General features: G+C 70.7%; 27 protein-coding genes and 1 riboswitch. Of the genes, 24 read left to right on the forward strand and 3 right to left on the reverse strand.

From position 1 onward, the window contains the following. Window positions 1-55 precede the first annotated feature (55 nt). Window positions 56-2377, forward strand: coding sequence for a 5-methyltetrahydropteroyltriglutamate--homocysteine S-methyltransferase (gene metE, locus ACFWCK_RS19170; RefSeq protein ID WP_378807404.1), 2322 nt, complete (start codon window positions 56-58; stop codon window positions 2375-2377). A gap of 81 nt (window positions 2378-2458) precedes the next feature. On the opposite strand, the gene lexA is transcribed toward metE, so the two are convergent. Both lexA and ACFWCK_RS19180 read right to left on the reverse strand, forming a co-directional pair. After that, the gene (gene lexA / locus ACFWCK_RS19175) at window positions 2459-3145 is read right to left on the reverse strand and encodes a transcriptional repressor LexA (RefSeq protein WP_233312842.1); all 687 of its coding nucleotides are present in this window, start codon (window positions 3143-3145) and stop codon (window positions 2459-2461) included. After that, window positions 3142-3411, reverse strand: a complete 270-nt coding sequence (locus tag ACFWCK_RS19180; RefSeq protein WP_378807347.1) for a hypothetical protein — start codon at window positions 3409-3411, stop codon at window positions 3142-3144. The genes lexA and ACFWCK_RS19180 overlap by 4 nt, the downstream gene beginning before the upstream one ends. A 56-nt stretch (window positions 3412-3467) precedes the next feature. Here ACFWCK_RS19180 and ACFWCK_RS19185 point away from each other — a divergent pair, with 56 nt between their 5' ends. From ACFWCK_RS19185 to ACFWCK_RS19215, 7 genes are all read left to right on the forward strand, one after another. Continuing rightward, window positions 3468-3824 carry a LysM peptidoglycan-binding domain-containing protein gene (locus tag ACFWCK_RS19185; RefSeq protein ID WP_378807348.1) on the forward strand — a complete coding sequence of 119 codons (357 nt, stop codon included), beginning with the start codon at window positions 3468-3470 and terminating at the stop codon, window positions 3822-3824. Between the two features lie 80 nt (window positions 3825-3904). Continuing rightward, a complete protein-coding gene (locus ACFWCK_RS19190; protein WP_378807349.1) occupies window positions 3905-4990 on the forward strand; it encodes a histidinol-phosphate transaminase in 1086 nt (361 codons plus the stop codon). After that, entirely contained in the window at window positions 4987-5607 is a 621-nt protein-coding gene (gene hisB, locus ACFWCK_RS19195; RefSeq protein ID WP_378807351.1) for an imidazoleglycerol-phosphate dehydratase HisB, read from the forward strand. The genes ACFWCK_RS19190 and hisB overlap by 4 nt, the downstream gene beginning before the upstream one ends. Further along, window positions 5604-6254, forward strand: a complete 651-nt coding sequence (hisH, locus tag ACFWCK_RS19200; RefSeq protein WP_233312847.1) for an imidazole glycerol phosphate synthase subunit HisH — start codon at window positions 5604-5606, stop codon at window positions 6252-6254. Before hisB ends, hisH begins: the two co-directional genes overlap by 4 nt. A 109-nt stretch (window positions 6255-6363) precedes the next feature. Further along, entirely contained in the window at window positions 6364-7110 is a 747-nt protein-coding gene (priA, locus tag ACFWCK_RS19205) for a bifunctional 1-(5-phosphoribosyl)-5-((5-phosphoribosylamino)methylideneamino)imidazole-4-carboxamide isomerase/phosphoribosylanthranilate isomerase PriA (RefSeq protein WP_378807352.1), read from the forward strand. Further along, a complete protein-coding gene (locus ACFWCK_RS19210; protein WP_378807353.1) occupies window positions 7094-7921 on the forward strand; it encodes an SseB family protein in 828 nt (275 codons plus the stop codon). The genes priA and ACFWCK_RS19210 overlap by 17 nt, the downstream gene beginning before the upstream one ends. Before the next feature lie 44 nt (window positions 7922-7965). Continuing rightward, a complete protein-coding gene (locus tag ACFWCK_RS19215) occupies window positions 7966-8988 on the forward strand; it encodes a class I SAM-dependent methyltransferase (RefSeq protein ID WP_378807354.1) in 1023 nt (340 codons plus the stop codon). Here the strand turns inward: ACFWCK_RS19215 and ACFWCK_RS19220 are convergent. Then, window positions 8981-9316, reverse strand: a complete 336-nt coding sequence (locus ACFWCK_RS19220) for a DUF1844 domain-containing protein (protein WP_233312873.1) — start codon at window positions 9314-9316, stop codon at window positions 8981-8983. The genes ACFWCK_RS19215 and ACFWCK_RS19220 overlap by 8 nt on opposite strands. 360 nt (window positions 9317-9676) lie before the next feature. Between ACFWCK_RS19220 and infC the strand changes: the two genes are divergently transcribed. The 16 genes from infC (at window position 9677) to ACFWCK_RS19300 (ending at window position 26185) form a co-directional block, all read left to right on the forward strand. Then, window positions 9677-10279, forward strand: a complete 603-nt coding sequence (infC, locus tag ACFWCK_RS19225; protein ID WP_374107848.1) for a translation initiation factor IF-3 — start codon at window positions 9677-9679, stop codon at window positions 10277-10279. Between the two features lie 89 nt (window positions 10280-10368). Continuing rightward, entirely contained in the window at window positions 10369-10563 is a 195-nt protein-coding gene (gene rpmI, locus ACFWCK_RS19230) for a 50S ribosomal protein L35 (RefSeq protein ID WP_182253581.1), read from the forward strand. A gap of 29 nt (window positions 10564-10592) precedes the next feature. Next, window positions 10593-10979 (forward strand): 50S ribosomal protein L20, encoded by a 387-nt coding sequence (gene rplT / locus ACFWCK_RS19235; RefSeq protein ID WP_045249837.1) that lies wholly within the window; start codon window positions 10593-10595, stop codon window positions 10977-10979. 67 nt (window positions 10980-11046) lie between these two features. Next, a complete protein-coding gene (locus tag ACFWCK_RS19240; RefSeq protein WP_378807355.1) occupies window positions 11047-11847 on the forward strand; it encodes a TrmH family RNA methyltransferase in 801 nt (266 codons plus the stop codon). 2 nt (window positions 11848-11849) lie between these two features. Then, window positions 11850-12518, forward strand: a complete 669-nt coding sequence (locus ACFWCK_RS19245; RefSeq protein WP_233312852.1) for a response regulator transcription factor — start codon at window positions 11850-11852, stop codon at window positions 12516-12518. Window positions 12519-12521: 3 nt separating this feature from the next. Beyond that, on the forward strand, window positions 12522-13901 hold the full coding sequence (locus ACFWCK_RS19250; protein ID WP_378807357.1) for a sensor histidine kinase: 1380 nt from the start codon (window positions 12522-12524) through the stop codon (window positions 13899-13901). After that, complete coding sequence (locus ACFWCK_RS19255) at window positions 13898-14926, forward strand: TAXI family TRAP transporter solute-binding subunit (protein ID WP_378807358.1); 1029 nt, start codon at window positions 13898-13900, stop codon at window positions 14924-14926. The genes ACFWCK_RS19250 and ACFWCK_RS19255 overlap by 4 nt, the downstream gene beginning before the upstream one ends. Window positions 14927-15099: 173 nt before the next feature. Beyond that, entirely contained in the window at window positions 15100-15891 is a 792-nt protein-coding gene (locus ACFWCK_RS19260) for an amino acid ABC transporter ATP-binding protein (protein WP_233312855.1), read from the forward strand. Between the two features lie 42 nt (window positions 15892-15933). Next, on the forward strand, window positions 15934-16842 hold the full coding sequence (locus ACFWCK_RS19265) for a glutamate ABC transporter substrate-binding protein (RefSeq protein WP_233312856.1): 909 nt from the start codon (window positions 15934-15936) through the stop codon (window positions 16840-16842). Window positions 16843-16959: 117 nt separating this feature from the next. Next, complete coding sequence (locus tag ACFWCK_RS19270) at window positions 16960-17616, forward strand: amino acid ABC transporter permease (RefSeq protein ID WP_378807361.1); 657 nt, start codon at window positions 16960-16962, stop codon at window positions 17614-17616. Continuing rightward, a complete protein-coding gene (locus ACFWCK_RS19275) occupies window positions 17613-18545 on the forward strand; it encodes an amino acid ABC transporter permease (RefSeq protein ID WP_378807362.1) in 933 nt (310 codons plus the stop codon). Before ACFWCK_RS19270 ends, ACFWCK_RS19275 begins: the two co-directional genes overlap by 4 nt. A gap of 89 nt (window positions 18546-18634) precedes the next feature. After that, the gene (locus tag ACFWCK_RS19280) at window positions 18635-19273 is read left to right on the forward strand and encodes a hypothetical protein (RefSeq protein ID WP_378807363.1); all 639 of its coding nucleotides are present in this window, start codon (window positions 18635-18637) and stop codon (window positions 19271-19273) included. Between the two features lie 52 nt (window positions 19274-19325). Further along, the gene (pheS, locus tag ACFWCK_RS19285; protein ID WP_378807364.1) at window positions 19326-20378 is read left to right on the forward strand and encodes a phenylalanine--tRNA ligase subunit alpha; all 1053 of its coding nucleotides are present in this window, start codon (window positions 19326-19328) and stop codon (window positions 20376-20378) included. Beyond that, window positions 20378-22882: a phenylalanine--tRNA ligase subunit beta gene (gene pheT, locus ACFWCK_RS19290; RefSeq protein WP_378807366.1), complete on the forward strand. Its 2505-nt coding sequence runs from the start codon at window positions 20378-20380 to the stop codon at window positions 22880-22882. The genes pheS and pheT overlap by 1 nt, the downstream gene beginning before the upstream one ends. Before the next feature lie 142 nt (window positions 22883-23024). Continuing rightward, window positions 23025-23118: riboswitch (TPP riboswitch) on the forward strand. Then, window positions 23109-23975 carry a hydroxyethylthiazole kinase gene (thiM, locus tag ACFWCK_RS19295; protein WP_378807367.1) on the forward strand — a complete coding sequence of 289 codons (867 nt, stop codon included), beginning with the start codon at window positions 23109-23111 and terminating at the stop codon, window positions 23973-23975. Its footprint overlaps the riboswitch before it by 10 nt. After that, on the forward strand, window positions 23972-26185 hold the full coding sequence (locus ACFWCK_RS19300) for a bifunctional hydroxymethylpyrimidine kinase/phosphomethylpyrimidine kinase (RefSeq protein ID WP_378807368.1): 2214 nt from the start codon (window positions 23972-23974) through the stop codon (window positions 26183-26185). Before thiM ends, ACFWCK_RS19300 begins: the two co-directional genes overlap by 4 nt. Window positions 26186-26385: the final 200 nt, after the last annotated feature.

Raw genomic sequence — 26385 nt, forward strand, 5'->3', positions numbered from 1 at the left:
GTCCCGCGGCGTGTACGCGCCCGCTTCCTTCCCCCTTCCGTCAGAGAGGACCGTCATGACCGCATTCCCCGAGGGCACCATCCTGGGCTACCCGCGCATCGGCCGTCGCCGTGAGCTCAAGAAGGCCGTCGAGGCGTTCTGGGCCGGACGGATCGACGAGGCCGAGCTCGAGCGCACCGCTGCGGAGCTGCGCGCGACGACGCGCGAGCGTCTCGCCGTGCAGGGCCTGGGCCGTGCCGACTCCGCGATCCCCGAGTCGTTCTCGTTCTACGACCAGGTGCTCGACGCCGCCGTCACCGTGGGCGCGATCCCGGCGCGCTTCGAGGACCTGCGCTCCGCCGACGGAACCATCGGGCTGCCGGCGTACTTCACCATCGCACGCGGCGAGGGTGAGCGCGCGCCGCTCGAGATGACCAAGTGGTTCGACACGAATTACCACTACCTCGTGCCCGAGATCGGCCCGGACACCGTCTTCTCCCTCTCCAGCGACCGCATCGTGCGCCAGGTGCAGGAGGCGGCCGCGGCCGGCTTCCGTACCCGCCCCGTGATCGTCGGCCCCGTCACCTTCCTCGCGCTCGCCAAGGCGGCGGACGAGGCGCCCGAGGGCTTCGACCCGCTGTCCCGGCTCGATGACCTCATCCCGGTCTACGCCGAGCTGCTCGGTGCGCTCACGGCCGCCGGGGCGGAGTGGGTCCAGCTCGACGAGCCCGCGCTCGTGAGCGAGTCGCTGCCGTCGTCCGTGGCCGAGCTCGGCGCCGCCGCCGAGCGCGCCTACGCCGTCCTGGGCGGTCTGACCGAGCGCCCCGCCGTCTTCGTCGCCGCGCCCTACGCCGCGCTCGATGCGAACCTCGCGGTGCTCGCCGCCGCCCCGATCGAGGCCATCGGTCTCGACCTCGTGCGGGGCACCGTTCCCGCCGCCGTTCCGGGTCTCGCCGACAAGGTCCTCGTCGGCGGTGTGATCGACGGGCACAACATCTGGCGCGGCGACCTCGCGGCCGCCTTCGACACGCTCGAGGCGCTCCGTGGCCTCGGCGCCGCCGGCGTCTCCGCGTCGACCTCCACGTCGCTGCAGCACGTGCCCCACGACGTCGAGGACGAGTCGAAGCTCGACGCCCGCCTCGTGAGCTGGCTCGCCTTCGCCGACCAGAAGGTCGCGCAGGTCACGACCCTCGCGAAGGGCCTCGCCGAGGGGCGGGCCGCGATCGCCGGCGAGCTCGATGCCGCCTCCGCCGCCCTGGCGGACCGGCTCAGCGCCCCCGGCGTGCGCGTGGACGCCGTCCGCGCCCGCACTGCCGCGCTCACCGAGGCCGACTTCGACCGCGGCGACTACGACGCGCGCGTGGCAGCGCAGTCCATCGCTCTGGACCTGCCCGCGCTCCCGCTCACCACGATCGGGTCCTTCCCGCAGACCGGCGAGATCCGCCGCGCCCGCGCGCAGTTCACCAAGGGCGAGATCACGGCGGGCGAGTACGACGGGTTCCTCCGCGAGGAGATCGGTCGCGTCGTCGCGCTGCAGGAGGACCTGGGCCTGGACGTGCTCGTGCACGGCGAGCCCGAGCGCAACGACATGGTGCAGTACTTCGCCGAGAACCTCGACGGCTTCGACGTCACCGAGAACGGCTGGGTGCAGTCCTACGGATCCCGTGCCACCCGCCCGTCGATCCTCTGGGGTGACGTCTCGCGTCCGGCGCCGATCACCGTCGCCTGGTCGCAGTATGCGCAGTCCCTCACCGCGAAGCCGATGAAGGGCATGCTGACGGGGCCGGTCACGATCCTCGCCTGGTCGTTCGTGCGCGACGACCAGCCGCTCGCCGAGACCGCCAATCAGGTGGCTCTCGCGCTGCGCGACGAGATCGCGGACCTGGAGGCCGCAGGCATCGGCGTCATCCAGGTGGACGAGCCGGCGCTGCGCGAGCTGCTGCCGCTGAAGAAGGCCGACCAGCCGGCGTACCTGGACTGGTCCGTCGCCTCCTTCCGCCTCTCCACCGCGGGCGCCGAGACCGCCACGCAGGTGCACACGCACCTCTGCTACTCGGAGTTCGGCGTGGTCATCGACGCGATCCGGGCCCTCGACGCGGACGTCACCTCGATCGAGGCCGCCCGCAGCCGCATGGAGGTCGTCACCGACATCGCCGCGGCCGGCTTCGACCACGGCATCGGCCCGGGCGTCTACGACATCCACTCGCCGCGCGTCCCCGACGTGTCCGAGGTCGAGACGCTGCTGCGCCGCGCGGTCGAGGAGATCCCGACGCGCCAGCTCTGGGTCAACCCGGACTGCGGCCTGAAGACCCGCGGCTACGAGGAGACCAATGCCTCGCTGCGCAACATCGTCGAGGCCACCCGCCGCGTCCGCGAGGACGTGTCGGTCGCCGTCTGACCGGTCTGAGCCCGTCGAAGGGCCGTGAACGACGATGCCCTCCCGGATCCGTCCGGGAGGGCATCGTCGTCGTGCAGGGGATCAGACGGCGCGCAGCACCGCCACGACCTTGCCGAGCACCGTGGCGTCGTCGCCGAGGATCGGCTCGAACGCGCTGTTGCGGGGGAGCAGCCACACGTGGCCGTCTCGGCGGCGGAACGTCTTCACCGTGGCCTCGCCGTCGAGCATCGCGGCGACGATCTCACCGTTCTCCGCCGTGCCCTGAGAGCGCACCACCACCCAGTCGCCGTCGCAGATGGCGGCGTCGATCATCGACTCCCCTGAGACCTTCAGCATGAACAGGTCGCCCTTGCCGACCAGCTGGCGGGGGAGCGGGAAGATCTCCTCGACCTGCTGCTCCGCCGTGATCGGCACGCCGGCCGCGATCCGGCCCACGAGCGGCACGAGCGCCGCGTCGCCGACCGACGGAGCCGTGTCCGCGGGATTCTCCGTGGACGTGCCGGGAAGATCGATCAGGACCTCCATGGCGCGGGTCTTGCCGGCATCGCGGCGCAGATAGCCGCTGAGCTCGAGCTGGCCGAGCTGATGCGTCACGCTGCTCAGGGACTTGAGGCCCACGGCGTCGCCGATCTCGCGCATGCTCGGCGGATAGCCGTGCCGGGCGATCGAGGTCTGGATGACCTCGAGGATCGCCATCTGCTTCGCACTGAGGCTCTTGCGGCGCCGCGTCCGCGGGGCCTCGGAGCCGGGGGTCGCACCGTCGCTCATGCCATCTCCTTCGTGTGCGTCGTGCCCTCGCGGATCCGTGGGATCGGCATGGATTCGCGGGCGGCGATTCGAATGTCGGTGGTCCGTGATGGGGTCTTGTTATCGAAACCGTATCCGAGATCGGGGCGGAATCGATAGATCTGTTCGAGCGTGTCGGCAAGTCTTCGGAACTGATATTCGAAGAAGGCTTGACAGATGTTCGAACTCGAAAGTAGTTTCGGAACGTAGGTTCGCCTCTCCAGAGGCCCGGATTCGAAGATCCTCATCGGGGGATTCGGATCCGGGGAGGGGCGGACCGACACAGACACTGAGGAGAAGCACCATGAGCAGCATCACCTTCGCCGGTCAGGTTCCCGCCACGCGACTGCGGATCACCGCACGCGGTCGGCGCGTGCTCGCGGCGCTGGTCGCGCTCCCGGTGGCCGGTGCGATCGCGTTCGCGGCGCTGAGCAGCGGATCCGCGCTCGCCTCCGGTGAGCAGACGACGGGCAACACCTTCGCGACCGTCACCGTGCAGCCGGGCGACACCCTGTGGTCGATCGCGGGCGAGATTGCGCCGAACGCCGATCCGCGTGATGTCGTCGCCGAGATCTCCAAGCTGAACCTCGTCGACGGCGGTGTGATCGAGGTCGGACAGCACCTGGCGATCCCGGCGCAGTACGGCTCGGCCGGGCGCTGACAGCAGCCCGGCTTCGGCGTCGCTCAGCAACCGCGGTCATCTGTGTCCTGGCACACGGCGCAGCCGCCTAGCATGGCAGGGTGACTGTCTCGCTCGACGACTTACCCCTTCGTGACGATCTCCGCGGGTTGCGCCCGTACGGTGCCCCGCAGGCACCGCTGCCTGTGGCGCTGAACGTGAACGAGAACACGCATCCGGTGCCGGAGCAGGTGGCGAGCGACATCCTCGATGACATCGCGGTGGCGCTGCGTGACGTCAACCGCTACCCGGATCGTGAGTTCACCGCGCTCCGCGAGGGGTTCGCAGGTTACCTCGGTCATGACCTCACCGCCGCGAACATCTGGGCCGGCAACGGATCGAACGAGGTCCTGCAGCACATCCTGCAGGCCTTCGCCGGTCCGGGGCGCACCGTGTTCGGGTTCGCACCGACCTATTCGATGTATCCGCTGCTCACCCAGGGCACCGGAGCGGCATGGATCGCCGGCACCCGGCACCCGGACTACGAGCTCACCGTCGACGAAGCGGTGGCGCAGGTCTTGGAGCACGATCCGGACGTGATCCTGCTGTGCGCGCCGAACAACCCGACGGGCACGCCGCTCCCGCTCGACGTGATCGAAGCGGTCTACGAGGCGGCGCGCGGCATCGTGATCGTGGATGAGGCGTACCAGGAGTTCGCCCCGAAGGATTCGCCGTCCGCGTTGACGTTGCTGCAGGGGCGTCCGCGGCTCGCCGTCTCCCGCACGATGAGCAAGGCGTTCGCCTTCGCGGGGGCGCGGGTCGGCTACCTCGCCGCCGATCCGGCCTTCATCGATGCGCTGCGCCTGGTGCGCCTGCCGTACCACCTGAGCGCCCTCACCCAGGCGGCGGCGATCGCGGCGCTGCGCAACGCGCCCATCATGCTCGCCATGGTCGACGAGATCGTGGCGCAGCGGGATCGGATCTCCGCCACGCTCGAGGCCCTCGGCTACACGCCGCACCCGTCATGGTCGAACTTCGTGCTGTTCGGGGGTGTCGCCGATCCGGCGGCGACCTGGCGCGCCCTGTACGACCAGGGTGTGCTGATCCGCGACGTCGGCATCCCGAATCACCTGCGCGTCACGGCCGGCACGGAGGCCGAGACCACCGCATTCCTGGACGCTCTCGCCTCGATAGGATCGGCCTCATGACCGCTGAGACCCCCGCTGCGGCCCGGACCGCGCGCCGTACCCGCTCCACGTCCGAGTCGACGATCGAGCTCGAGATCGACCTCGACGGCACCGGCCAGAGCCACATCGACACCTCGGTCCCGTTCTTCGACCACCTGCTGACCGCGTTCGCGAAGCACTCGCTGACGGATCTGACGGTCCGGGCTTCCGGCGACACCCACATCGATGCGCATCACACCGTGGAAGACGTGGCGATCGTGCTCGGCCAGGCGATTCGCGAGGCTCTGGGGGACAAGAGCGGCATCTCCCGCTATGGTGACGCGCTCGTCCCGCTGGACGAGGCCCTCGTGCAGGCGGTCGTCGACATCTCGGGTCGCCCCTACCTCGTGCACGAGGGCGAGCCGGCCGGCTACGAGCACCACCTCATCGGCGGCCACTTCACCGGATCCCTGGTGCGCCACGTTTTCGAGGCGATCGCGTACAACGCCGCCCTGACGGTGCATGTGCGCGTGATCAGCGGACGCGATCCGCACCACATCGCCGAGGCCGAGTTCAAGGCCTTCGCGCGCGCTTTCCGTCAGGCCAAGGCGCTGGACCCCCTGGTGGTCGGCGTGCCCTCCACCAAGGGCGCACTGTGAGCGAGCGCGCGGAGGGCCGCCGTCCGACCGTCGCGGTCTTCGACTACGGATCCGGCAACGTGCACTCGGCCGTGAAAGCGCTGATCCGCGCTGGCGCGGACGCGGAGCTGACCGGTGACCGGACCGCGGCGCTCGAGGCCGACGGACTCGTCGTCCCGGGCGTGGGCGCGTTCGCGGCCGTTCGCGAGGCGCTTGCCGCGCATGGCGGCGACGAGATCATCGAGCGGCGCCTGGCGGGCGGCCGTCCGGTGCTGGGCATCTGCGTCGGCATGCAGGTGCTGTTCGCGGGCGGAGTCGAGCGCGGCGCCGAGGTCGACGGGCTCGGCGAGTGGCCCGGCATCGTGACGGAGCTCGACGCGCCGGTGCTGCCGCACATGGGGTGGAACACCGTCGAGCCGGATCCGGGCAGCGTGCTGTTCCGCGGGATCGAGCAGGAGCGCTTCTACTTCGTGCACTCCTTCGCCGCGCAGACGTGGGAACTCGAGGTCATGCCGCCGTTCCCGCAGCCGCATCTCACGTGGGCCGAGCACGGCTCGCGCTTCCTCGCCGCGGTCGAGAACGGCCCGCTCTCGGCAACCCAGTTCCACCCGGAGAAGTCCGGCGAGGCCGGCATCCAGCTGCTGCGCAACTGGATCTCCACACTCTGATCCGTCCGCGGAGTGTGACAGCGGGGGATTGGTGCCCCGCGTGCACCCGGACTACTCTCTTCTCTTGCCGCGCCCGAAGCGCGCGGCACATCGTGACCCGAAGGACGACATGAACGAGTTCGCACAGTCCCCCTCTCTGACCCTCCTCCCGGCGGTGGACGTCGCCGGCGGGCAGGCCGTGCGCCTGACCCAGGGTGAGGCCGGAAGCGAGACCAGCTACGGCGATCCGCTCGACGCGGCAGCCGAGTGGGTGGACCAGGGTGCGGAGTGGATCCACCTCGTCGACCTCGACGCCGCGTTCGGTCGCGGCAGCAACACGGCGATCCTGCGTCGCGTGATCAAGCAGTTCCGCAGCGTGAACGTCGAGCTGTCCGGCGGGATCCGCGACGACGCGAGCCTCGAGGCCGCGTTGGAGTCGGGTGCCGCTCGCATCAACCTCGGCACGGCCGCGCTGGAGAACCCCGAATGGGCCGCTGACGTCATCGCACGCTACGGCGATGCCGTGGCGGTGGGCCTCGACGTGCGCGGCACGACTCTCGCTGCCCGTGGCTGGACCAAGGAGGGCGGAGACCTCTGGACCGTCCTCGACCGTCTCGAGGACGCCGGATGCAGCCGCTACGTCGTCACCGACGTCACCAAGGACGGCACGCTCAAGGGCCCGAACCTCGAGCTGCTCCGCGAGATCGCCGCGCGCACCCCGAAGCCCGTGGTGGCGTCCGGCGGCATCGCGAACCTCGATGACATCGCGGCGCTCCGCGACCTCGTGCCGCTCGGCGTCGAGGGCGCGATCGTCGGCAAGGCGCTGTACGCCGGCGCGTTCACCCTGGCCGAGGCGCTGGATGTCGCCGGATCCTGAGCGCGCCGCGTCCGGCGCGTCCGGATGCGATCATGATCACGACCACGGCTCGCACGCCAACACCGGCGACTCGGCCGGTGTGCCGTGGGCGGGGCGCTCGTTCGAGGAGAATACCCGCGCCGGCGATGACGGCTCAGCCGACCCGGCCCTGTGGGATGCCCTCACGCGGTTCCGCGCCGGCTCCGGTTCGCAGGCCGAGGTCGTGGCCGCGTTCCGCACCGCGCGCGTGCTCGTGCCGCTCGTCGCTGAGAAGGGTGACGAGGGTGTCGCGCCGTCCGGCCTGACAGTGGACAAGACCCAGGAGCTCTCGCTCGTCACCGTCGCCGCGCCCGACGGGCGCACCGTGCAGCCGGCGTTCACGAGCGTCGACACGATGCGCGCCTGGGATCCGATCGCGCGCCCCATCCCGGTGGAGGCGGCGCGCGTGGCGCTGTCCGCCTCTTCGGGGGATGCCGAGCTCATCGTGCTTGACCCCGGGTCCGAGACCGAGTTCGTGCTGCGCCGCCCCGCGGTGTGGGCGGTCGCGCAGGGGCTGAGCTGGGAGCCGAGCTTCCTCTCACCGGAGGTCTATGCGGGCCTTCTGGAGAGCGTCGGCAGTGAGCTCGCCGTGATCGACGTGGCGGTCTCCGCCGGCGATCCGGACGCGCGCCTGCGCGGACCGGAGCTCGTCGTCACGCTCGAGCTCGTCGAGGGTCTGGACCGGGAGACGCTCGACGCGGTGCTCGCGCGCCTCGCGCAGCGCTGGGCCGCTGACGACCGCATCGCCGTGCTCGTCGACTCGCTGACTGTGAAGCTGCGCGCGAGCGTCTGAACCTGGCTCTTCCGCCGGGGCGACGCGCGGTCTAGAGTCGCGGCATGCCGGACTCCGCACCGCTTCTCCTGCAGCACCTCGACGGCATGTACGCGATCCAGGCGCTCGCGGTGGGGGAGCGTTCGGGGGCGTTGGCGGCGCTGCTCGATGGCCCGGGAGACGCCGCCGGGATCGCGGAGCGCGCGGGACTCGACGAGCGCAATGTGGCGCAGTGGCTGCGCTGCATGCACGCGGCGGGCTATGCCCGGCATGACGCCGGGGTGTTCCGGATCGACCCCGAGACCGCGACCACGTTCGGCGACGGCTTCGCGATCGACGCGCGCGGCATCCTCGACTTCGTCTATGCGATCTCCGGCGACCTCGTCCGGCGGATCCCCGAGGCGATGCGTGCGGGCGCGGGCGTCGCGCCCGCTGCGTTCACGGGGCTCGGCGCCGCGGCCAGTCGCATCAACAGTCGGCTCTACCGGGCCGCCCTCGTCGACGAGTGGATCGCGAGCGATCCCGCGCTGCGGGCGCGGCTGGAGACCGGCGCGGCCGTCGCCGACATCGCCTGCGGTGACGGCGACGCGGCGGCGCAGCTGGCCCGCGCGTTCCCGCGCAGCCGCGTCATCGGCGTCGATCCCGACGCGGCGCCCCGCAGCGATGTGGCGAATCTGGAGCTGTACGCCGAGACGGCGGAGCACCTCGGCGCCCATGGCTCCTTCGCGCTCATCACGTGCCTGGACGCACTGCACCACCTGGGCGACCCGGTCGCCGCCGTGCGGCAGGCCGCCGACGCACTGGACGAGGACGGCGTGCTGCTCATCGCGGAGACCTCGATGACGGGCGACATCGATCGTGATGCGGCCGCCGATCCCTTCGCCCTGTTCACCCACACGGCGGGGCTGTTCTACTGCATGCAGGACAGCCTGGCCGGAGGTGGGGACGGGGCCACGCCGTCGCTCGGCCTCGGCTGGGTCGACGATGCGCTCGCGGCGGCCGGGCTCGGCCACGTCGACGTCCTCGAGTCGGAGACGGGATTCCGGGTCTTCCTGGCCCGTCGTCCGCGGGAAGGCGTCGTCAGTTGACGGGGCCGGTCCACTTCTCTCCCGGACCCTGACCGATCGGATCCGCGATGACGGACGCCTCGCGGAAGGCCAGCTGGACCGAGCGCAGACCGTCGCGCAGCGATCGCGCGTGCATGTCGCTGATCTCGGGGGCGGCGGCCGTGATGAGGCCGGCCAGGGCGTTGATGAGCTTGCGCGCTTCGTCCAGGTCCTTCTGCGTCTCGGGGTCGTCGGCCAGGCCCACCTTGACCGCGGCGGCGCTGAGCAGGTGCACGGCGGCGGTGGTGATCACCTCGACGGCGGCGACGTCGGCGATGTCGCGTGCGGCACCGGCAGCGGTGTCGTCGATCGCGGGGGACGAGGGGGAGACGTGCTCGTGGCCGTCTGGCGCGGGAGTGCTCACTGTGCCGGCTTTCCGAAGGTCTTGCCTTCTGATAGACTCTTGCGGGCTCCGGGACTCAGGTCCCGGCACGAAAGAGGATTCACTTCCCACCCGCGCTTGCCGCTCAAGGCTACCGGGTCCAGCACTCCGCCGATTCACATCGGTAGCCGCCGTGCAGCGACAGCTGTGCGGCGGGTCAGGGTGCCGCCGGCGTCTGACTGCCGGCGGGTGGGACGATTCCGATTTCGCCCGTGATCCGTCCGGATCACGGTGGCCGAAACCATCGTCTAAGGAGTCCGCATCAGCGATCCCCGCACCAATGAGCGCATCCGCGTCCCCGAGGTCCGCCTCGTCGGCCCCGCGGGTGAGCAGATCGGCGTCGTCCGTATCGAGGCGGCGCTGCGTCTTGCGCAGGAAGCCGACCTCGATCTCGTCGAGGTCGCCCCGAACTCGAAGCCTCCCGTGGTCAAGATCATGGACTACGGCAAGTTCAAGTACGAGGCCGCGCAGAAGGCGAAGGAAGCTCGCCGCAATCAGGCGAACACGATCCTGAAGGAGGTGCGCTTCCGTCTGAAGATCGAGGCGCACGACTACACGACGAAGCTCAAGCGCGCCGAGGGCTTCCTCAAGGCGGGCGACAAGGTGAAGGCGATGATCCTGTTCCGCGGCCGGGAGCAGTCCCGTCCCGAGCAGGGCGTGCGGCTCCTCCGCAAGTTCGCCGAGGATGTGGCCGAGTTCGGCACCGTGGAGTCCAACCCCACCATCGACGGACGCAACATGGTCATGGTCGTCGCCCCGCTGAAGAACAAGTCCGAGGCGAAGGCCGAGCAGAACGCCGTGCGCGACGCGCAGCGCGCTGCCAACAAGCAGGCCGCCCGCGATGCCAAGGCACCCGGAGCGTCCGCCGCTCCGGCCGCCCCGGCTGAGTGATCTCCGGATCCGACAGCCGCACACAGACCTCCCGCACTGCGCGGGCAGAACCCTGTCGCCCAGCTGGGCGCCATACGAAGGAAGAGAAGATGCCGAAGCAGAAGACCCACTCGGGTGCCAAGAAGCGCTTCAAGATCACCGGCAGCGGAAAGCTGAAGAAGCAGCAGGCCGGGATGCGCCACAACCTCGAGCTGAAGTCGAGCCGTCGCACCCGTCGCCTCAACCAGGACCAGGTGCTGTCGAAGGCAGACGCCAAGGTCGCCAAGAAGCTCCTCGGCCGCTGACGCCGATCGCACGATAGGAATACACGAAAATGGCTAGAGTCAAGCGCGCCGTCAACGCTCAGAAGAAGCGCCGCGTCATCCTCGAGCGCGCCTCGGGTTACCGTGGCCAGCGCTCGCGCCTGTACCGCAAGGCGAAGGAGCAGGTCACCCACTCCCTCGTCTACGCGTACCGCGACCGTCGCAAGCGCAAGGGCGACTTCCGTCGTCTGTGGATCCAGCGCATCAACGCCGCTGCCCGCCAGAACGGCATCACGTACAACCGCTTCATCCAGGGCCTCGGTCTCGCCGGCGTCCAGGTCGACCGCCGCATGCTCGCCGAGCTCGCCGTGAACGAGCCGGCGACGTTCGCCGCGCTGGTCGAGACGGCCCGCAAGGCTCTGCCGGCGGACGTCAACGCGCCCAAGTCGGCTGCGTAAGCACCTGATCAACGAAGGGGCGCCGTCCGTGAGGGCGGCGCCCCTTCGGTGTCCCTAGACTGTGATCGTGCTGGAGAATCCCCGATCCCCGCGCGTGCGCGCCGTGGCCAAGCTCACCAAGCGCAGCGCCCGCACCGAGACGGGCCTGTTCCTGCTGGAGGGCCCGCAGGCGGTGCGCGAGGCGCTGTCCTATCGGCCCGAGGCCATCGTCGAGCTCTTCGCGACGCCCTCCGCATGGGACAAGCACGGCGATCTGCGCCAAGCCGCGACCGCCGCGGACGTGCGCTTCGAGTACGTGACGGAGTTCGTGCTCGCGGCGATGGCCGACACCGTCACGCCTCAGGGCGTGGTCGCCGTGGCCCGGCAGACGCCCACGTCGGTGCGCGACATCTTCGCCGCCGCACCGCGCCTCGTGGCGATCTGCGAGGAGGTGCGCGACCCCGGCAACCTCGGCACCATCATCCGCGCCGCCGACGCGACCGGTGCTGATGCGGTCGTGCTGACCGGGCGCACGGTCGATCTGTACAACCCGAAGGTGGTCCGCTCCAGCACGGGATCGCTCTTCCATCTGCCGGTCTCGGTCGGCGGAGAACTCTCGGACGTCATCGAGCGGGCGCACGCCGCGGGCCTGCAGGTCGTCGCGGCGGACGTGAAGGGCGACGACCTGCTCGCGGCCCGCGCGGAGGGCGTGCTCGCCCGGCCCACGGCGTGGTTGTTCGGCAATGAGGCGCATGGGCTGGAGGAGCCTGCGCTGGAACTGGCTGATCGGGCGCTCCGGCTGCCGATCTTCGGCCGGGCCGAGTCGCTGAACCTCGCCACCGCCGCCAGTGTGTGCCTGTACGAGAGTGCGTTCGCCCAGCGCGCCTGAGTATGAAGATCCTCATCGTCGAAGACGACGAACGCGTGGCAGACGCCCTCGCCGGGTTCCTCGGCCGCGCCGGTTACGCGGTCGAGCGTGCGGGAGACGGACGGGGCGCTCTCGAGATGCTCGGCACCGACACGGAAGCCGTGATCCTCGACCTCGGTCTTCCGGACATCGACGGCATCGAGCTCTGCCGCCGGATCCGCGCCGTGAGCGGCGTCCCCATCCTCATCGCCACGGCGCGCAGCCAGGTGCACGAGCGGATCCGCGGGCTGCGCGCCGGAGCCGACGACTTCCTGGTCAAGCCCTACGACGTGCAGGAGCTGCTCGCCCGCATCGAGGCGGTCACCCGCCGCAGCCATGCGATCGCCGGCGAGGTCGGGCCCGTCGGCATCGACATCGACGGGGTGCGGATCGATCTGGTCGCGCGCCGGGTGCTCGTGGACGGCGAGGCGGTGGAGCTGACCCGCAAGGAGTTCGACATCGTCGCGGTGCTGGCCCGGTATCCGGGAGTCGCCGTGCCGCGCGAGAGGCTCATCCGCGAGGTGTGGAACACGGACTGGCAGAGCTTCGCCCGCTCGCTCGAGGTGCACGTCGCCTCGATCCGCCGCAAGCTCGGACGGCCGGCGCTGATCGAGACGGTCCGCGGCGTGGGCTACCGGCTGACGGGGCTGTGACCGGTGCGCAAGCGCCTGTTCGTCGTGTTCCTGGTGCCGCTCGCGGCGGTGCTGGTGCTGCTCGGGGGCGCCTACGGCTGGGCGACCTCGCGCAGCGTGCAGCAGGGCTTCTACACGCAGCAGGTCGGCGACATCGGCACGTTCGTGACGAGCGCGCGCCAGGCGCTGCTGTCCGGCAGCGCCGAGGTGCTGGACGGCGAGCTGCAGCGCTATCACGATCTGTACGGCACGCGCGTGCTGGTGGTCGACCGGTCGGGACGCCCCTGGTCTCCGCAGCAGGGCGATGCCCCGGTGCTGGACGACGCGACCGCGAACAAGGTGCAGCTGGCGCTGTCCGGGCGGCGCAGCGACCTGCCGGAGCCCGTCGTGCTCCCGTGGCAGTTCGCCGAGCAGTCCCTCGTGGAGCCGATCTTCGATCAGGGCGACGTCATCGGAGCCGTGATCATGTCCGCGAGCGTCGAGGCGCCCCGCGCCGAGATCGTGAGGCAGTGGATCCTGCTCGGCATCGTCAGCGCGATCGCGATCGGGGTCGGACTGCTCGTGGTGCTGGGGCTCGCGCGCTGGGTGCTCAAGCCGGTGCACCGCGTGGACGAGGCGATGGAGGCGATCGAGCGCGGTGACATGGAGGCGCGGATCGCCGACGACACCGGCCCCCCGGAGCTGCACCGGATGATCCTGCTCTTCAACCGGATGGCGGAGGAGATCGAGCACGTGGTGTCGCGTCAGCAGGAGTTCGCTCTCAATGCGTCGCACGAGCTGCGCAATCCGCTGAGCGCGCTGCTGCTGCGTGTGGAGTCACTCGCGACGGGCCTGGATCGCGGCTGGGACGGCGAGGTCGAGGCGACACGGGAGGAGGGGCGGCGGATGACCAGGATCCTGGACACGCTGCTCTCCTTCGCGCGCGGATCGGATCCCGCGCCGCTGCAGGATGCGGTCGATCTCGCCGACCTTGCCGCGCGCCGGATGGCGGCCTGGCAGGACGCGGCGGCGCTGAAGGGCGTCGCGCTCGCTCTGCATGCCGACGCGCCGGTGCGCTCCAGCACGGATGAGACCATCGCCGAGAGCGCGCTGGACGCCGTGATCGACAACGCCGTGAAGTTCTCGCCGGCGGGCACAGTGGTCGAGGTGACGGTGACGCGCGCGGAGACCGGTTGCGAGCTGTCGGTACGCGATCATGGTCCGGGTCTCCCGGAGGACGAACTCGCGCACGCGACCGACCGGCACTGGCGCAGCGATCGGACGCGCGCGATCCCCGGCACGGGCCTGGGACTCGCGATCGCCACGGACCTGCTGGCCACGGTCGACGCCGGGGTACGCGTGGAGGCGGCGGACGGCGGCGGACTCCGCGTGGTCCTGGTGCTCCCCACCGCGGAGGCGCGATGACGGCGCGGACCTGCCCGGAGCGGATCCCGCCGGCGAGGCAGAGCGGACGGAGGGGGAAGTCTCGGCGCGGCATCGCGCGGGTGCTGCTCGCGCTCCTGCTGTGCGTGCTGAGCGTTTCGGGGCTGGCGTCCTGCGCCCCGCAGGACCGGAGCTGGGCGGAGGCGCCGCAGGCGATCGCGGGCGGCGGGGCGACCGGCGTCTACTACGCCTACGGCCAGCAGTTCGCCGAGGCGCTCGCCACCCGCCTCGGCGCCCGGTTCACGGCTCAGCAGACCAACGGATCCGTCGACAACCTCGAGCGGGTAGGTTCCGGTCGGGCGGTGCTGGGCTTCGCGCAGGGCGACGCGGTCGCGGATGCGGTGGCCGGCACGGGAGCGTTCAACGAGGCGATCCCGATCGTCGCCGTCGCTCGACTGTATGACGAGTACGTGCACATCGTGGTTCGAGACGGATCCGACGTGCACGACCTGCGCGATCTCGCGGGGCGCACGGTCTCCCTCGGCGCGCGCGGATCGGGGGTGGAGCTCGTCGCCCGTCGCGTGCTCGCCGCCGCCGATGTGGACGTCGCCGCGATGCGCAATCCGGAGTTGGGCCTGGAGGGGTCGATCGCGGCCCTGAGCAAGGGCGAGATCGACGCGTTCTTCTGGGTGGGCGGCCTGCCGACGCCGGGGATCGCGGCGCTCGCCGCCGACACTCCGATCCGGTTGCTGTCGATTCCGCCGGCCGTCGTCGACGCCGTCAACGCGGCGCACGCCGGAGCCTATCGGCAGGCCGACTTCCCGATCGGCGGCTACGGCATCGACAGTTCGACCGTGACGATGACCGTGCCGAACTACCTGGTCGCCCGCGCCGACGCGCCCGAGGGGCTGATCCACGACGCGACCGCGGTGCTGTTCGATGAGCGGGCGACGATCGCGCGGGGTGCACCGGCGGCGGCGCTGCTCGATCGCCGGCAGGCGATCTTCACCGACCCGATCCCGCTGCACGCCGGCGCGGCACGGTACTACCGGGAGACGCACGGCTGACGGTCGAGCGGTTCCGAAGGCTGCGGAGCCCGTCGAGGTATCTGCACTCGCCTCAAGAAAGGCTCAAGGAATCCCACCGCGCACCACGCGCTCAATAGTGTCTGGGGGTCGGAGCCCTGCGGTTCCGGCGCCAGCCCGAACATCCGGCCATTCGATTCGATGGAGAGTCAGCCATGACCGACGCCACCCCTGCCACTACGCGTCCCGATTCTGCCGCTGCGCTGGTGGGTGCCCCTCTCGTCGTCGTGCAGAACGTGCAGAAGCACTACGGCGACTTCCAGGCACTGACCGACATCGACCTCACCGTGCACAAGGGCGAGGTGGTCGTGATCATCGGCCCGTCCGGGTCCGGAAAATCCACGCTCTGCCGCACGATCAACCGCCTGGAGACGATCACCTCCGGCTCGATCACGATCGACGGCAAGGAGCTGCCGGCGGAGGGCAAGGGCCTGGCGCAGCTGCGCGCGGACGTCGGCATGGTGTTCCAGTCGTTCAACCTGTTCGCGCACCTGACGATCCTCGAGAACGTCACGCTGGGCCCGATCAAGGTGCGCGGCCTCAAGAAGGCCGACGCCGAGAAGGAAGCCATGCAGCTGCTCGAGCGCGTGGGCGTGGCCAAGCAGGCCTCCAAGCTTCCCGCCCAGCTCTCCGGAGGACAGCAGCAGCGCGTCGCGATCGCCCGCGCCCTGGCGATGCACCCCAAGGTGATGCTCTTCGACGAGCCCACCAGCGCCCTGGATCCGGAGATGATCACCGAGGTCCTGGACGTGATGATCGAACTCGCCGCGAGCGGCATGACCATGATCGTGGTCACACACGAGATGGGGTTCGCCCGCAAGGCGGCGAACCGCGTCGTGTTCATGGCCGACGGACGGATCCTCGAGGAGGCCGAGCCCGAGCAGTTCTTCACGCATCCGCAGTCCGACCGGGCCAAGGACTTCCTGTCCAAGCTGCTCACCCACTGACCTGATCCCCGCACCACAGCACCTGCACCGAAGGAGAAGCACATGCGAAAGTCACGGATCCTCACCGGCATCGGCATCGCCGCCGTCGCCCTGATCGCCCTCACCGGCTGCAACAGCGGCAGCCCGACCAGTCCCGGATCCACCGGCGAGGGCGTGAGCCCGACGAGCGACAAGCCGCTGTTCGAGGTCGCCAAGGACGTCAAGCTCGAAGGCAGCCCGACGTTCGACCGGATCACCAAGAACGGCAAGATCACCATCGGCGTCAAGGAGGACCAGCCCGGTCTCGGCTACAAGGACGCGACGACGGGCGAGCGCACCGGGTTCGACATCGACATCGCCCGCTGGATCGCGGCCTCGCTCGGCTACGGAGAGGACAAGATCGAGTTCAAGGCCATCCCGTCCGCGAACCGTGAGCAGGCGATCGTGAACGGCGACGTCGACTACTACGTCGGCACCTACTCGATCACCGACAAGCGCAAGGCTGTGATCGACTTCGCCGGCCCCTACTTCGTCACCGGTCAGGGCCTGCTGGTCCGCAAGAGCGAGGACACGATCAAGAGCGAGAAGGACCTGGCCGGCAAGACCGTCTGCTCCGCGACCGGATCCACTCCGCTGCAGAACATCCAGCAGAACTTCCCGGACACCAAGACCGTCGGACTCGACGTCTACTCTGCCTGCGTGGAGCAGCTCATCAACAAGCAGGTTGACGCGGTCACCACCGACCAGGCGATCCTGATCGGCTACGCGGCGCAGGACCCGGAAGAGCTCAAGGTCGTCGGTGAGCCCTTCACGACCGAGAAGTACGGCGTGGGCCTGGCCAAGGGCGACACCGCTTTCCAGACCTTCGTGAACACGATGTTCACCGACGGCGGAGACACCTGGAAGGCGATCTTCGAGAAGAACCTGGGCGCCAGTGGCATGAAGGTCACGCAGCCCGCTGTCGAGAAGTGATTCCGGAGCGGCTGGCGGGCATGCTCCCGCCGGCCGCTTCCTCCGGGTCCTTCTGACGTCTGACGTCTTGACGTCACACCCCCCATCCCGAAGTCCTCGAACTCGAAGGAGAGATGCGTGGACGCACTCCTGGGCAACCTCGATCTGTGGGGCCAGGCGACCCTCAACACGGTCCTGCTGTTCCTCGGCGGCGGCGTGCTGGCACTCGCGCTCGGCACCGTCGTCGGCGCGATGCGGGTCTCGCCCGTGCCGATCGCCCGCGGTGTGGGCACCGCGTACGTGAACCTCATCCGCAACACCCCGCTCACGCTGGTCTTCTTCTTCTTCGTGTTCGGATACCCGAAGCTCGACCTCCCGGACATCCCCTCCTTCTGGCTGTGCGTCCTGGCGCTCGGCATCTACACGGCGACCTACGTCGCCGAGGTCCTGCGGGCCGGCATCAACACCGTGCCGGTCGGCCAGGCCGAAGCAGCCCGCGCGATCGGGCTGTCCTTCGGGCAGGTCATGACCCTCGTCATCATGCCGCAGGCCTTCCGCTCGGTCGTGCCGCCCATGATGAGCGTCTTCATCGCCCTCCTGAAGAACACGACGATCGCCGCAGGATTCGCGGTCGCGGAACTCGCCACGCTGCGTGCCACGGTCGCCGACTCCAAAGACCGCCCCGGCACCGTCATGGAGATCCTGCTCTGGGTCGCCGTGGTCTTCATCATCCTGGTGTTCGTGCTGAGCCTGGTGCAGCGGCACTTCGAGAAGAAGTGGAGGATCGTCCGATGAGCGGCGCATCCGTTCTCTACGACGTCCCCGGCCCCAAGGCCGTGCTGCGCAACCGCATCCTCGGTGTCGTGACCGTGCTGGTCGTGCTCGCGGTGATCGGCTTCATCGTGTACCGGTTCGTCGTGACCGGGCAGTTCAGCGCCGCGCGCTGGAACCTGTTCACCTACAGCCTCGTGTGGCAGGGCATGGCGCAGGCGCTCTGGGCGACGGTCAGCGCGTTCCTCGCGGCCGCGGTCGGCAGTCTCATCCTGGGCTTCGTGCTCGCGATCGGCCGCGTCTCGGAGCACGCCTGGGTGCGGGTTCCCGTCACGGTCGTGATCGAGCTGCTCCGCGCCGTGCCGGTGCTGGTCATGATGATGATCTTCTACTACGGCATCAACTCCATCCCGGGCAGCACCTTCCGGATGACGCCGTACGCGGCGGTCGTGATCGGCCTGGTGCTCTACAACGGGTCGGTTCTGGCGGAGGCGCTGCGCGCCGGCATCGAGGCCCTGCCTAAGGGTCAGAAGGAGGCCGGGTACGCGATCGGGCTCCGCAAGTCCGGCGTGATGGCGTTCATCCTGCTGCCGCAGGCGCTGCGGGCCATGCTCCCGATCATCGTGTCCCAGCTGGTGGTCACCCTGAAGGACACCGCGCTCGGCTTCATCATCACCTACCCCGAACTCATCTACTACGCCAAGTACCTCAGCGGACAGCCGGGCCGGCCGCTGCTGCAGGCGGGGCTCATCGTCGCGGTCATCTACATCTCGATGTGCCTGATCCTCTCCGGGGTCGCGAAGTGGCTTGAGGTGCGCACTCGGCGCTCGCCGAAGGTGCAGCACGGCCACGGCGGCAACGCCGCAGCGGACGACGAGTCGACCCTGACCGAGGTCATCGCGCTGCAGGGGCGCGCCGGCAACCTCGACGCGGGCGGGGGACCGCGCCCCTGAGTAGGAGGAAGACTCCGGCGCGCTCAGAGGGAGGGCTGAGCGCGCCGGTTCCTCTCGCGCCGCCCGCGGCGGCCTGTAGCCTCGCGGTCATGGCGCACGTCGAACCGGTCTCCGCGTACCCTCCCGCATCGAGCCGGACGCTCGCGCAGTGGCTCGATCCCGAGCTGGGGGAGCGCTACGCGCCGGACTTCCCCACCCGGCTGCGGGAGATCGCCGACGCGCGGGCCGGGGTCGCCGGAATGTGGGCGGCTCTCCTGAGCACCGGTTTCGCGGCCGTCGTGTTCGGAGGGGTGCTATTCGCCGTCACCGGCCGGACTCTGCCACTCCTGACGTGGTCGATCATCGGGGCGGTCCTCGCAGCGGTGGCCGGGTGGTTCCTGCGCCGGGTGCGTCACTGGGTACCGCGATCCGGGATCTCGGTCTCAGGTCGGGGCCCGGGGACCCTGCGAGGCGGCATGTGGGCGGCAGGCGGGATCCTGTTCCTGATCAACGTGTTCCTGGTGATCGGCGCACTCACCTCGGGACGCGTGCTCTCCATGGTCCTCGTCGACATCGGACTGGTGTTTCTGCTGGTCTCGGTGCTCGTCGTCCCGCCCGCGATCGTCGGTCGCGGGCGGCGGACTCTGCGTCGGCAGACACAGGCGGATCCTCTCCTCGCGGCGTCCCTGGAGCGCGAGCGCCTGTCGTGGATGCCGACGGGGCGCACGGAGATGTTCGGGCCGCTATAAGTGGCCGGGGGCGCGCGGGGCGGGTGCCGACGCGCCGGTAGACTCGGTTCTCGTGTCCGACAACGCACAGACTTCCCCTGAGATCACCCCCGAGGCGGTGCAGACCGCCGTCGAGGCCGCGCTCGCCGCGATCGGATCCGCGGCCGACACCGCGGAGTTGAAGGCCGCACGCGCGGCGCATGTCGCCGAGGGGTCGCCGCTCGCGGTCCTCAACGCGTCCATGCGCCAGGTGGCGCCCGAGCACAAGGCCGCCTTCGGCAAGCTCATCGGCCAGGGCCGAGGGCGCGTCACGCAGGCGCTCGCCGCGAAGGAGGCGGAGCTGGCCGAGGCCGAGACCGCCGCGCGACTCGAGGCCGAGCGCGTCGACATCACCGCGGTCGCGTCGCGCACGCGCGTCGGCGCCCGGCATCCGCTCACGCTGCTGCAGGAGCAGATCAGTGATGTGTTCGTCGGCATGGGCTGGGAGATCGCCGAAGGCCCCGAGCTGGAGCACGAGTGGTTCAACTTCGATGCCCTCAACTTCGACGTCGACCACCCCGCACGCCAGGAGCAGGACACGTTCTACGTGGACCCGCTCTCCCGCCACCTGGTCATGCGCACGCACACCAGCCCGGTGCAGGTGCGCTCGATGCTCGACCGCGAGGTGCCGATCTACGTGCTGTGCCCCGGGCGGGTCTACCGCACCGACGAGTTCGATGCCACGCACCTGCCGGTGTTCACCCAGTTCGAGGGCCTGGTCGTTGACAAAGGCATCTCGATGGCCCACCTCAAGGGCACGCTCGACCACGTCGCGCGTCAGCTCTTCGGCCCGGAGGCGAAGACCCGCTTCCGCACGAACTTCTTCCCCTTCACGGAGCCGTCCGCCGAGCTCGACCTGTGGCACCCGACCTTCAAGGGCGGCGCACGCTGGATCGAGTGGGGCGGCTGCGGCATGGTCAACCCCAACGTGCTGCGCGCAGCGGGGATCGACCCCGACGTCTACAGCGGTTTCGCGTTCGGCATGGGGGTCGAGCGCGCCCTCATGTTCCGCAGCGACGTGCAGGACATGCGCGACATGGCCGAGGGCGATGTCCGTTTCAGCGAGCAGTTCGGGATGGTGGTGTGATGCGCGTCCCGCTTTCGTGGTTGCGTGAGTACGTGGATGTGGCCGAGACTGCCACGCCGGACGACGTCTTCGCGGCGCTCGTCTCCGTCGGGTTCGAGGAGGAGGAGCTGCACGGCTTCGACATCTCCGGCCCCGTCGTCGTCGGGCAGGTGCTCTCCTTCGAGGAGGAACCCCAGTCCAACGGCAAGACGATCCGGTGGTGCCAGGTCGATGTCGGCGAGGCCCAGGGCGGCATCCGCGGCATCGTCTGCGGCGCGAGCAACTTCGCCGTCGGGGACAAGGTCGTCGTGACCCTGCCGGGCGCCGTGCTGCCCGGACCGTTCCCGATCGCCGCGCGCAAGACTTACGGACACGTGTCCGACGGCATGATCGCCTCGGCCCGCGAGCTGGGACTGGGCGATGAGCACAACGGGATCCTGATCCTCTCCGAGCTCGGCATCGACGCCCCCGTCGGCACCGATGCGATCGCGCTGCTGGGCCTGGACGACGTCGCGGTCGACGTGAACGTCACGCCGGACCGCGGCTACGCCTTCTCGCTCCGCGGCATCGCCCGCGAGTACGCGCACGCGACGGGGGCGGCCTTCCGCGACCCCGCCGACCGCGACTTCGCCGAGCTGCAGCCGGGCACCGGCCGCACCGCCGTCGTCGAGGACGCCTCGCCGATCCGCGGCGCGGTCGGCGCGACCGAGTTCGTCACGCGCGTGGTGCGCGACGTGGATCCGTCCCGTCCCACTCCGCCGTGGATGGTCGCCCGCCTCACGCTCGCGGGCATGCGCTCGCTCGGCGTGCTCATCGACATCACGAACTACGTGATGCTGGAGCTCGGCAACCCGGTGCACGGCTACGACCTGGACAAGCTCGACGGGAACATCGTGATCCGCCGCGCTGAGCACGGCGAGAAGATGGTCACGCTCGACGGCCAGGAGCGGACCCTGCACGCCGAGGACCTCCTGATCACGGATGGGTCCGGTCCGATCGGCCTCGCCGGGGTCATGGGCGGCGGCACGACCGAGATGAGCGAGACCACGCGCAATGTGCTGATCGAGGCGGCGACGTTCGATCCGATCACGATCGCGCGCTCGGCACGCCGGCACAAGCTGCCCAGCGAGGCTTCCAAGCGCTTCGAGCGGGGAGTGGATCCGCTCATCCCGTTCGCCGCCGCACGTCGCGTCGCCGACCTCATGGTCTCGCTCGCCGGCGGCACGCTGACCGAGGAGGGCGGCGCGCTCTTCGCCGAGGTCTTTATCGGGGGCATCGACCTTCCGGCCGGCTTCGTGCAGGGCCTCATCGGCGTCGACTACACCGACGAGGAGGTGACGGGCGCGCTCGAGACCATCGGCGCCGAGGTCACCGCGGACGACTCCGGCTGGAACGTCATCCCGCCGAGCTGGCGTCCCGACCTCACCGACAAGTGGTCGCTGGCCGAGGAGGTGGCGCGCATCCACGGACTGGACCGCATCCCGTCCGTGCTGCCGACACCGCCGTCCGGTCGCGGACTGACCGACCTGCAGCAGGGCCGGCGTCGCGTCGCGAACGCCCTGGCCGCTGCAGGGCTCGTGGAGACTCCGGCGTTCCCGTTCACCACGCAGGAGCAGAACGACCTGCACGGCTCGGCCACCGGGGAGAGCATTCCCGGGGTGCGCCTCGCGAACCCGCTCGACGGGCAGTCGCCGTTCCTGCGCCGCTCCTTGCTCCCTGGGCTGCTGCAGATCGCGCACCGCAACATCGCACGGGGCCTCGTGGATCTGGCGATCTTCGAGACCGGCGTGGTGTTCCTGCCCGCGCCGGGCGTCGTCTACGGCACCGACGAGGTGCCGCCGCTCGGCGTCAGGCCGTCGGATGAGACGCTCGCGGCCCTCGACGCCTCGATCCCGCCGCAGGCCCGCCTCGTCGCAGCGCTGTTCACCGGCCACGTCACCCCGCGCCAGCCCGGGCGTGCGGCCGAGGAGTACGGTCTCAGCGAGGCGCTCGACGCCGTGCGCGTGATCGCGGATGCGGCCGGCGTCGAGATCGACGTCGTGCAGTCCAGCCGCGCGGCTCTGCATCCGGGGCGCGCCGGCGTGCTGCAGGTGCGCGGCACCGAGGTCGGCTATGTCGGAGAACTGCACCCGCAGGTGTCGGCCGCCGCCGACCTGCCCGGACGTGCGGTGGTGCTCGAGCTCGACCTCGACGGCGTGCTGGCGCTGGCGGGGGAGCGCGTGGTCGCGGCATCGCTGTCGACCTACCCCGCCGCGACGCAGGACGTTTCGCTGGTGCTCGACGCCGGGGTCCCGGCGGCCGAGGTGAGCGCCGCCCTCTCCGAGGGTGCGGGCGCGCTCCTGGAGTCGGTCCGCCTCGTCGACGACTACCGCGGTGAGGGTGTTCCCGCAGGATCCAAGAGCCTGAGCTTCGCGCTGCGGTTCCGGGCCGACGACCGCACCCTGACGGCCGCCGAGGCGACCGAGGCGAAGCTCGCGGGCGTCGCCGTGGCGACCGAGCGGTTCGGAGCCCAGATCCGCGACTGAGACGTGATACGAACGCACGACGAAGAACGCCTGTACGACCGGATCCGCGGATCCGGCGTGCAGGCGTTCCCTCGTCGTGCGGGCATCACGCGACGGGCGTGACCTGCGCGGCGAGGCCGAACGGTTCCTGGCTAGACTGACCGGCAGTGACACGGGGTGCCGCATCCGCGGCTGAGATCACACCCGTCGAACCTGATCTAGGTCGTACTAGCGAAGGGATGTCGCGATGAACGCGCGTCTGGAATTGTCGTCCGAGTCCGTGGTGGAAGCCGCCGCGGGCCTTCTCACGCAGCTGCGGGCGGAGCCCCCGCTCGTGCACTGCATCACGAACGCGGTGGTGACCGGGTTCACTGCCAACGTGCTGCTCGCACTCGGCGCGGCTCCCGCCATGGTGGACATCACGGGCGAGGCCGGCATGTTCGCCGCGATCTCGTCCGGACTGCTGGTGAACCTCGGCACACCCACGCCCGAACAGCGCTCCGCGAGCCTCGAGGCTGTCGGCGGCGCCCGGACGGCGGGGACGCCCTGGGTGCTGGATCCGGTCGCGATCGGAGCACTGCCGGTGCGCACCGCGCTGGCGCAGGACCTCCTGGCGCTGCGACCCACGCTCATCCGCGGCAACGCGTCGGAGATCCTCGCACTCGCCGGGCGCAGTCAGGGCGGACGGGGTGTGGACGCCCTGGACGGCACCGAGGCCGCGGCGGACGCCGCGCGCGAGCTGGCCCGGAGCACCGGGGGAGCGGTGGCCGTCTCGGGCCCCGTCGATCTCCTCGTCGACGCCGAGCACGAGATCAGGATCGCGAACGGCGATGCCCTGCTCACCCGCGTCACCGGGGGCGGCTGCGCGCTCGGCGCGGCGATGGCCGCCTTCCTCGGGACGGCGCGCAGGACGGGCGACAGCCCCCTCGTCGCCGCCTCCGCGGCCACCCTGGTGTACACGCTCGCCGCCGAGGACGCCGCCTCGCGGTCCGCCGGACCGGGATCCTTCGCCGTCGCCCTGCTCGACGCTCTCGCCGCGATCCGCCCCGAGGCGCTGCCGGCAGGCGCCCGCGTCGACGCCGCGGTGAACGAGACGTCGGGGGTTGCGGCATGACGCTCGTCGACGTCGCCACCGCCCGGGTTCAGGCCGGAGCGCGGGAGACGACCACCCGGCGGAGGCTGACATCCGACGACCTCGCGCTCTACCTCGTCACGGACCCGGTGCTGAGCGGAGCGCGCGGGGTGCCCGCCGTGGTCGACGCGGCCGTGGCCGGGGGCGTGCGGATCGTGCAGCTGCGGGACAAGGACGCCGATGACGCCTCGATCGTGGCGCAGCTCGTCGAGCTCTCCGAGGTCATCGCAGGGCGAGCGCTGCTCGTCGTCGACGATCGTCTCGACGCCGTCGTGGAGGCGCGACGCCGCGGAGCGCGCGTGGACGGCATCCACATCGGCCAGTCGGACGTGTCGCCGAGCGTTGCCCGTTCGTTGCTGGGTCCCGACGCGATCGTCGGACTCACGGCGAACCGGCCGGAGCACCTCGACGCCGCGCTGGCGCTGCCGGCCGGCACCGTCGACTACCTCGGCGTGGGCGTGATCCATCCCACGGCGACCAAGCGCAACCACCCGCCTGAGCTCGGCGTGGGCGGATTCGCCGCGTTCGCCGCGGCGAGCCCGCTTCCGTGCGTTGCGATCGGCGGCATCAGCCGAGAGGATGTGGCGGACCTGCGTGCCGCGGGCGCCGCCGGCGTCGCGGTCGTGTCCGCGCTGTGCGCGGCGCCGGATCCTCGCGTCGCCGCGCGCAAGCTGCTGCGGGCCTGGGGCGCGGGCGGCGTGCCGCGCGTGCTCTCGATCGCCGGCAGCGACCCCTCCGGTGGTGCCGGGATCCAGGCGGACCTCAAGGCGATCGCCGCCAACGGCGGATACGGCATGGCCGCGATCACGGCGCTGACCGCGCAGAACACCCGGGGCGTCCGCGGCGTGCACGTCCCTCCTGCGGCGTTCCTGCGCGCCCAGCTCGACGCGATCGGCGACGACGTGCGCGTCGACGCGGTGAAGATCGGAATGCTCGCCGACTCGGCGGTGATCTCCGAGGTCGGATCCTGGCTCGGGACGCACAGGCCGCCCACGGTCGTGCTGGATCCGGTGATGGTCGCCACCAGCGGGGACCGGCTGCTGGACGCGGAGGCGGAGCAGGCGCTGCGCGCCCTGCTCCCGCTGGCCGATCTGATCACGCCGAACCTGCCGGAGCTGGCCGTTCTCGTGCGCGAGACCGCGGCCACGAGCTGGGCCGGCGCCCTCGCCCAGGCACAGCGACTCTCCGCGGAGACCGGCGCGCTGGTGCTCGTGAAGGGCGGGCATCTCGGCGGTGACGAGGCGCCCGACGCGCTCGTCGGTCCCGCAGGGCCCGTGCGCGAGTATCCCGGGTCCCGGATCCGCACCGCCAGCACGCACGGCACCGGCTGCTCGCTCTCCGCCGGGCTCGCGACCCGCCGGGCGGCCGACCTCGACTGGCGTGATGCGGTGGCCGACGTTCGCGCGTGGCTGCGGGAGTCGATCGCGGCCGGCGCCGGGTTGCAGGTGGGGTCAGGTCACGGTCCGGTCAGCCACTTCGCCGGGCTGTGGCGGCGCGGGGGGCTCGAGGTCGAGCCGAGTCGCGAGGAGGTCTCCGCGGACTGGTGGTCATCGATCGCGCCGATCCGCCGTGCGATCGATGACCTGCCGTTCCTGCGTCGCCTCGCGGACGGCAGCCTTCCGAAGACCGCGTTCCGCGGGTACCTCGCGCAGGACGCGCTCTATCTGCGCGACTACGCGCGCACCCTCGCCGAGGCGGCGCGGCTCGCGCCGCACTCCGCGGAGCAGGCGTTCTGGGCGCACTCCGCCGAACAGTCCGTGATCGGCGAGCTGCAGCTGCATGCGAGCCTGCTTTCTCCGGAGGGGATCGGCGAGGCCACGTTCCGCGCCGAGCCGGCTCCTGCCACGGTCGCGTACCTCGATCATCTGCGCGGCGCGGCCTTCGACGGCGACTACCGCGTGCTCATCGCCGCCCTGCTGCCCTGCTTCTGGATCTACGCCGACGTCGGCACGCGGCTGCACGCGCAGGCAGTGGGCGATCGGGTGCGCCCGTTCGCCGCCCACCCCTTCAAGGAGTGGCTGGACGAGTATGCGGATCCGCGCTTCGCCGAGGCTACCCAGGAGGCGATCCGGATCGTCACCGCGCACGCGGCCGCGGCGGACGCGGCCACGCGCGAGCGGATGCGGCTCGCGTTCGTGCGCTCGAGCGAGCACGAGCGCGCTTTCTTCGCTGCCGCGGATCTGGTCGACTGAGCCCAGCCTCGCACCCCGCGACGCCGGCTCTATGACGCGGGGCGGCGCACTCGATTTGGTCGAGGGCGCCACCCCGCGATATCGTCGCCGCATGCTTCCGGCTCCGCACACGACCGCCCTGACGGGCGCTGCCGTGGTGCGTCGACGCCGTTCGGGCGACCGCCGACTCTAGGCGACCCGCGCTCCCGCGTCGAAGGCGG

The sequence above is a fragment of the Microbacterium sp. NPDC060117 genome, assembly GCF_042729315.1.
Taxonomy (GTDB): Bacteria; Actinomycetota; Actinomycetes; order Actinomycetales; family Microbacteriaceae; genus Microbacterium.

Bases quoted from the DNA above. Each gene is read 5' to 3' on its own strand.
- metE (WP_378807404.1), top strand. From the start codon at position 56: ATGACCGCATTCCCCGAGGGCACCATCCTGGGCTACCCGCGCATCGGC.
- lexA (WP_233312842.1), bottom strand. From the start codon at position 3,145: ATGAGCGACGGTGCGACCCCCGGCTCCGAGGCCCCGCGGACGCGGCGC.
- ACFWCK_RS19180 (WP_378807347.1), bottom strand. From the start codon at position 3,411: ATGAGGATCTTCGAATCCGGGCCTCTGGAGAGGCGAACCTACGTTCCG.
- ACFWCK_RS19185 (WP_378807348.1), top strand. From the start codon at position 3,468: ATGAGCAGCATCACCTTCGCCGGTCAGGTTCCCGCCACGCGACTGCGG.
- hisB (WP_378807351.1), top strand. From the start codon at position 4,987: ATGACCGCTGAGACCCCCGCTGCGGCCCGGACCGCGCGCCGTACCCGC.
- priA (WP_378807352.1), top strand. From the start codon at position 6,364: ATGAACGAGTTCGCACAGTCCCCCTCTCTGACCCTCCTCCCGGCGGTG.
- ACFWCK_RS19210 (WP_378807353.1), top strand. From the start codon at position 7,094: ATGTCGCCGGATCCTGAGCGCGCCGCGTCCGGCGCGTCCGGATGCGAT.
- ACFWCK_RS19215 (WP_378807354.1), top strand. From the start codon at position 7,966: ATGCCGGACTCCGCACCGCTTCTCCTGCAGCACCTCGACGGCATGTAC.
- rpmI (WP_182253581.1), top strand. From the start codon at position 10,369: ATGCCGAAGCAGAAGACCCACTCGGGTGCCAAGAAGCGCTTCAAGATC.
- rplT (WP_045249837.1), top strand. From the start codon at position 10,593: ATGGCTAGAGTCAAGCGCGCCGTCAACGCTCAGAAGAAGCGCCGCGTC.
- ACFWCK_RS19245 (WP_233312852.1), top strand. From the start codon at position 11,850: ATGAAGATCCTCATCGTCGAAGACGACGAACGCGTGGCAGACGCCCTC.
- ACFWCK_RS19255 (WP_378807358.1), top strand. From the start codon at position 13,898: ATGACGGCGCGGACCTGCCCGGAGCGGATCCCGCCGGCGAGGCAGAGC.
- ACFWCK_RS19260 (WP_233312855.1), top strand. From the start codon at position 15,100: ATGACCGACGCCACCCCTGCCACTACGCGTCCCGATTCTGCCGCTGCG.
- ACFWCK_RS19265 (WP_233312856.1), top strand. From the start codon at position 15,934: ATGCGAAAGTCACGGATCCTCACCGGCATCGGCATCGCCGCCGTCGCC.
- ACFWCK_RS19275 (WP_378807362.1), top strand. From the start codon at position 17,613: ATGAGCGGCGCATCCGTTCTCTACGACGTCCCCGGCCCCAAGGCCGTG.
- ACFWCK_RS19280 (WP_378807363.1), top strand. From the start codon at position 18,635: ATGGCGCACGTCGAACCGGTCTCCGCGTACCCTCCCGCATCGAGCCGG.
- pheT (WP_378807366.1), top strand. From the start codon at position 20,378: ATGCGCGTCCCGCTTTCGTGGTTGCGTGAGTACGTGGATGTGGCCGAG.
- thiM (WP_378807367.1), top strand. From the start codon at position 23,109: ATGAACGCGCGTCTGGAATTGTCGTCCGAGTCCGTGGTGGAAGCCGCC.
- ACFWCK_RS19300 (WP_378807368.1), top strand. From the start codon at position 23,972: ATGACGCTCGTCGACGTCGCCACCGCCCGGGTTCAGGCCGGAGCGCGG.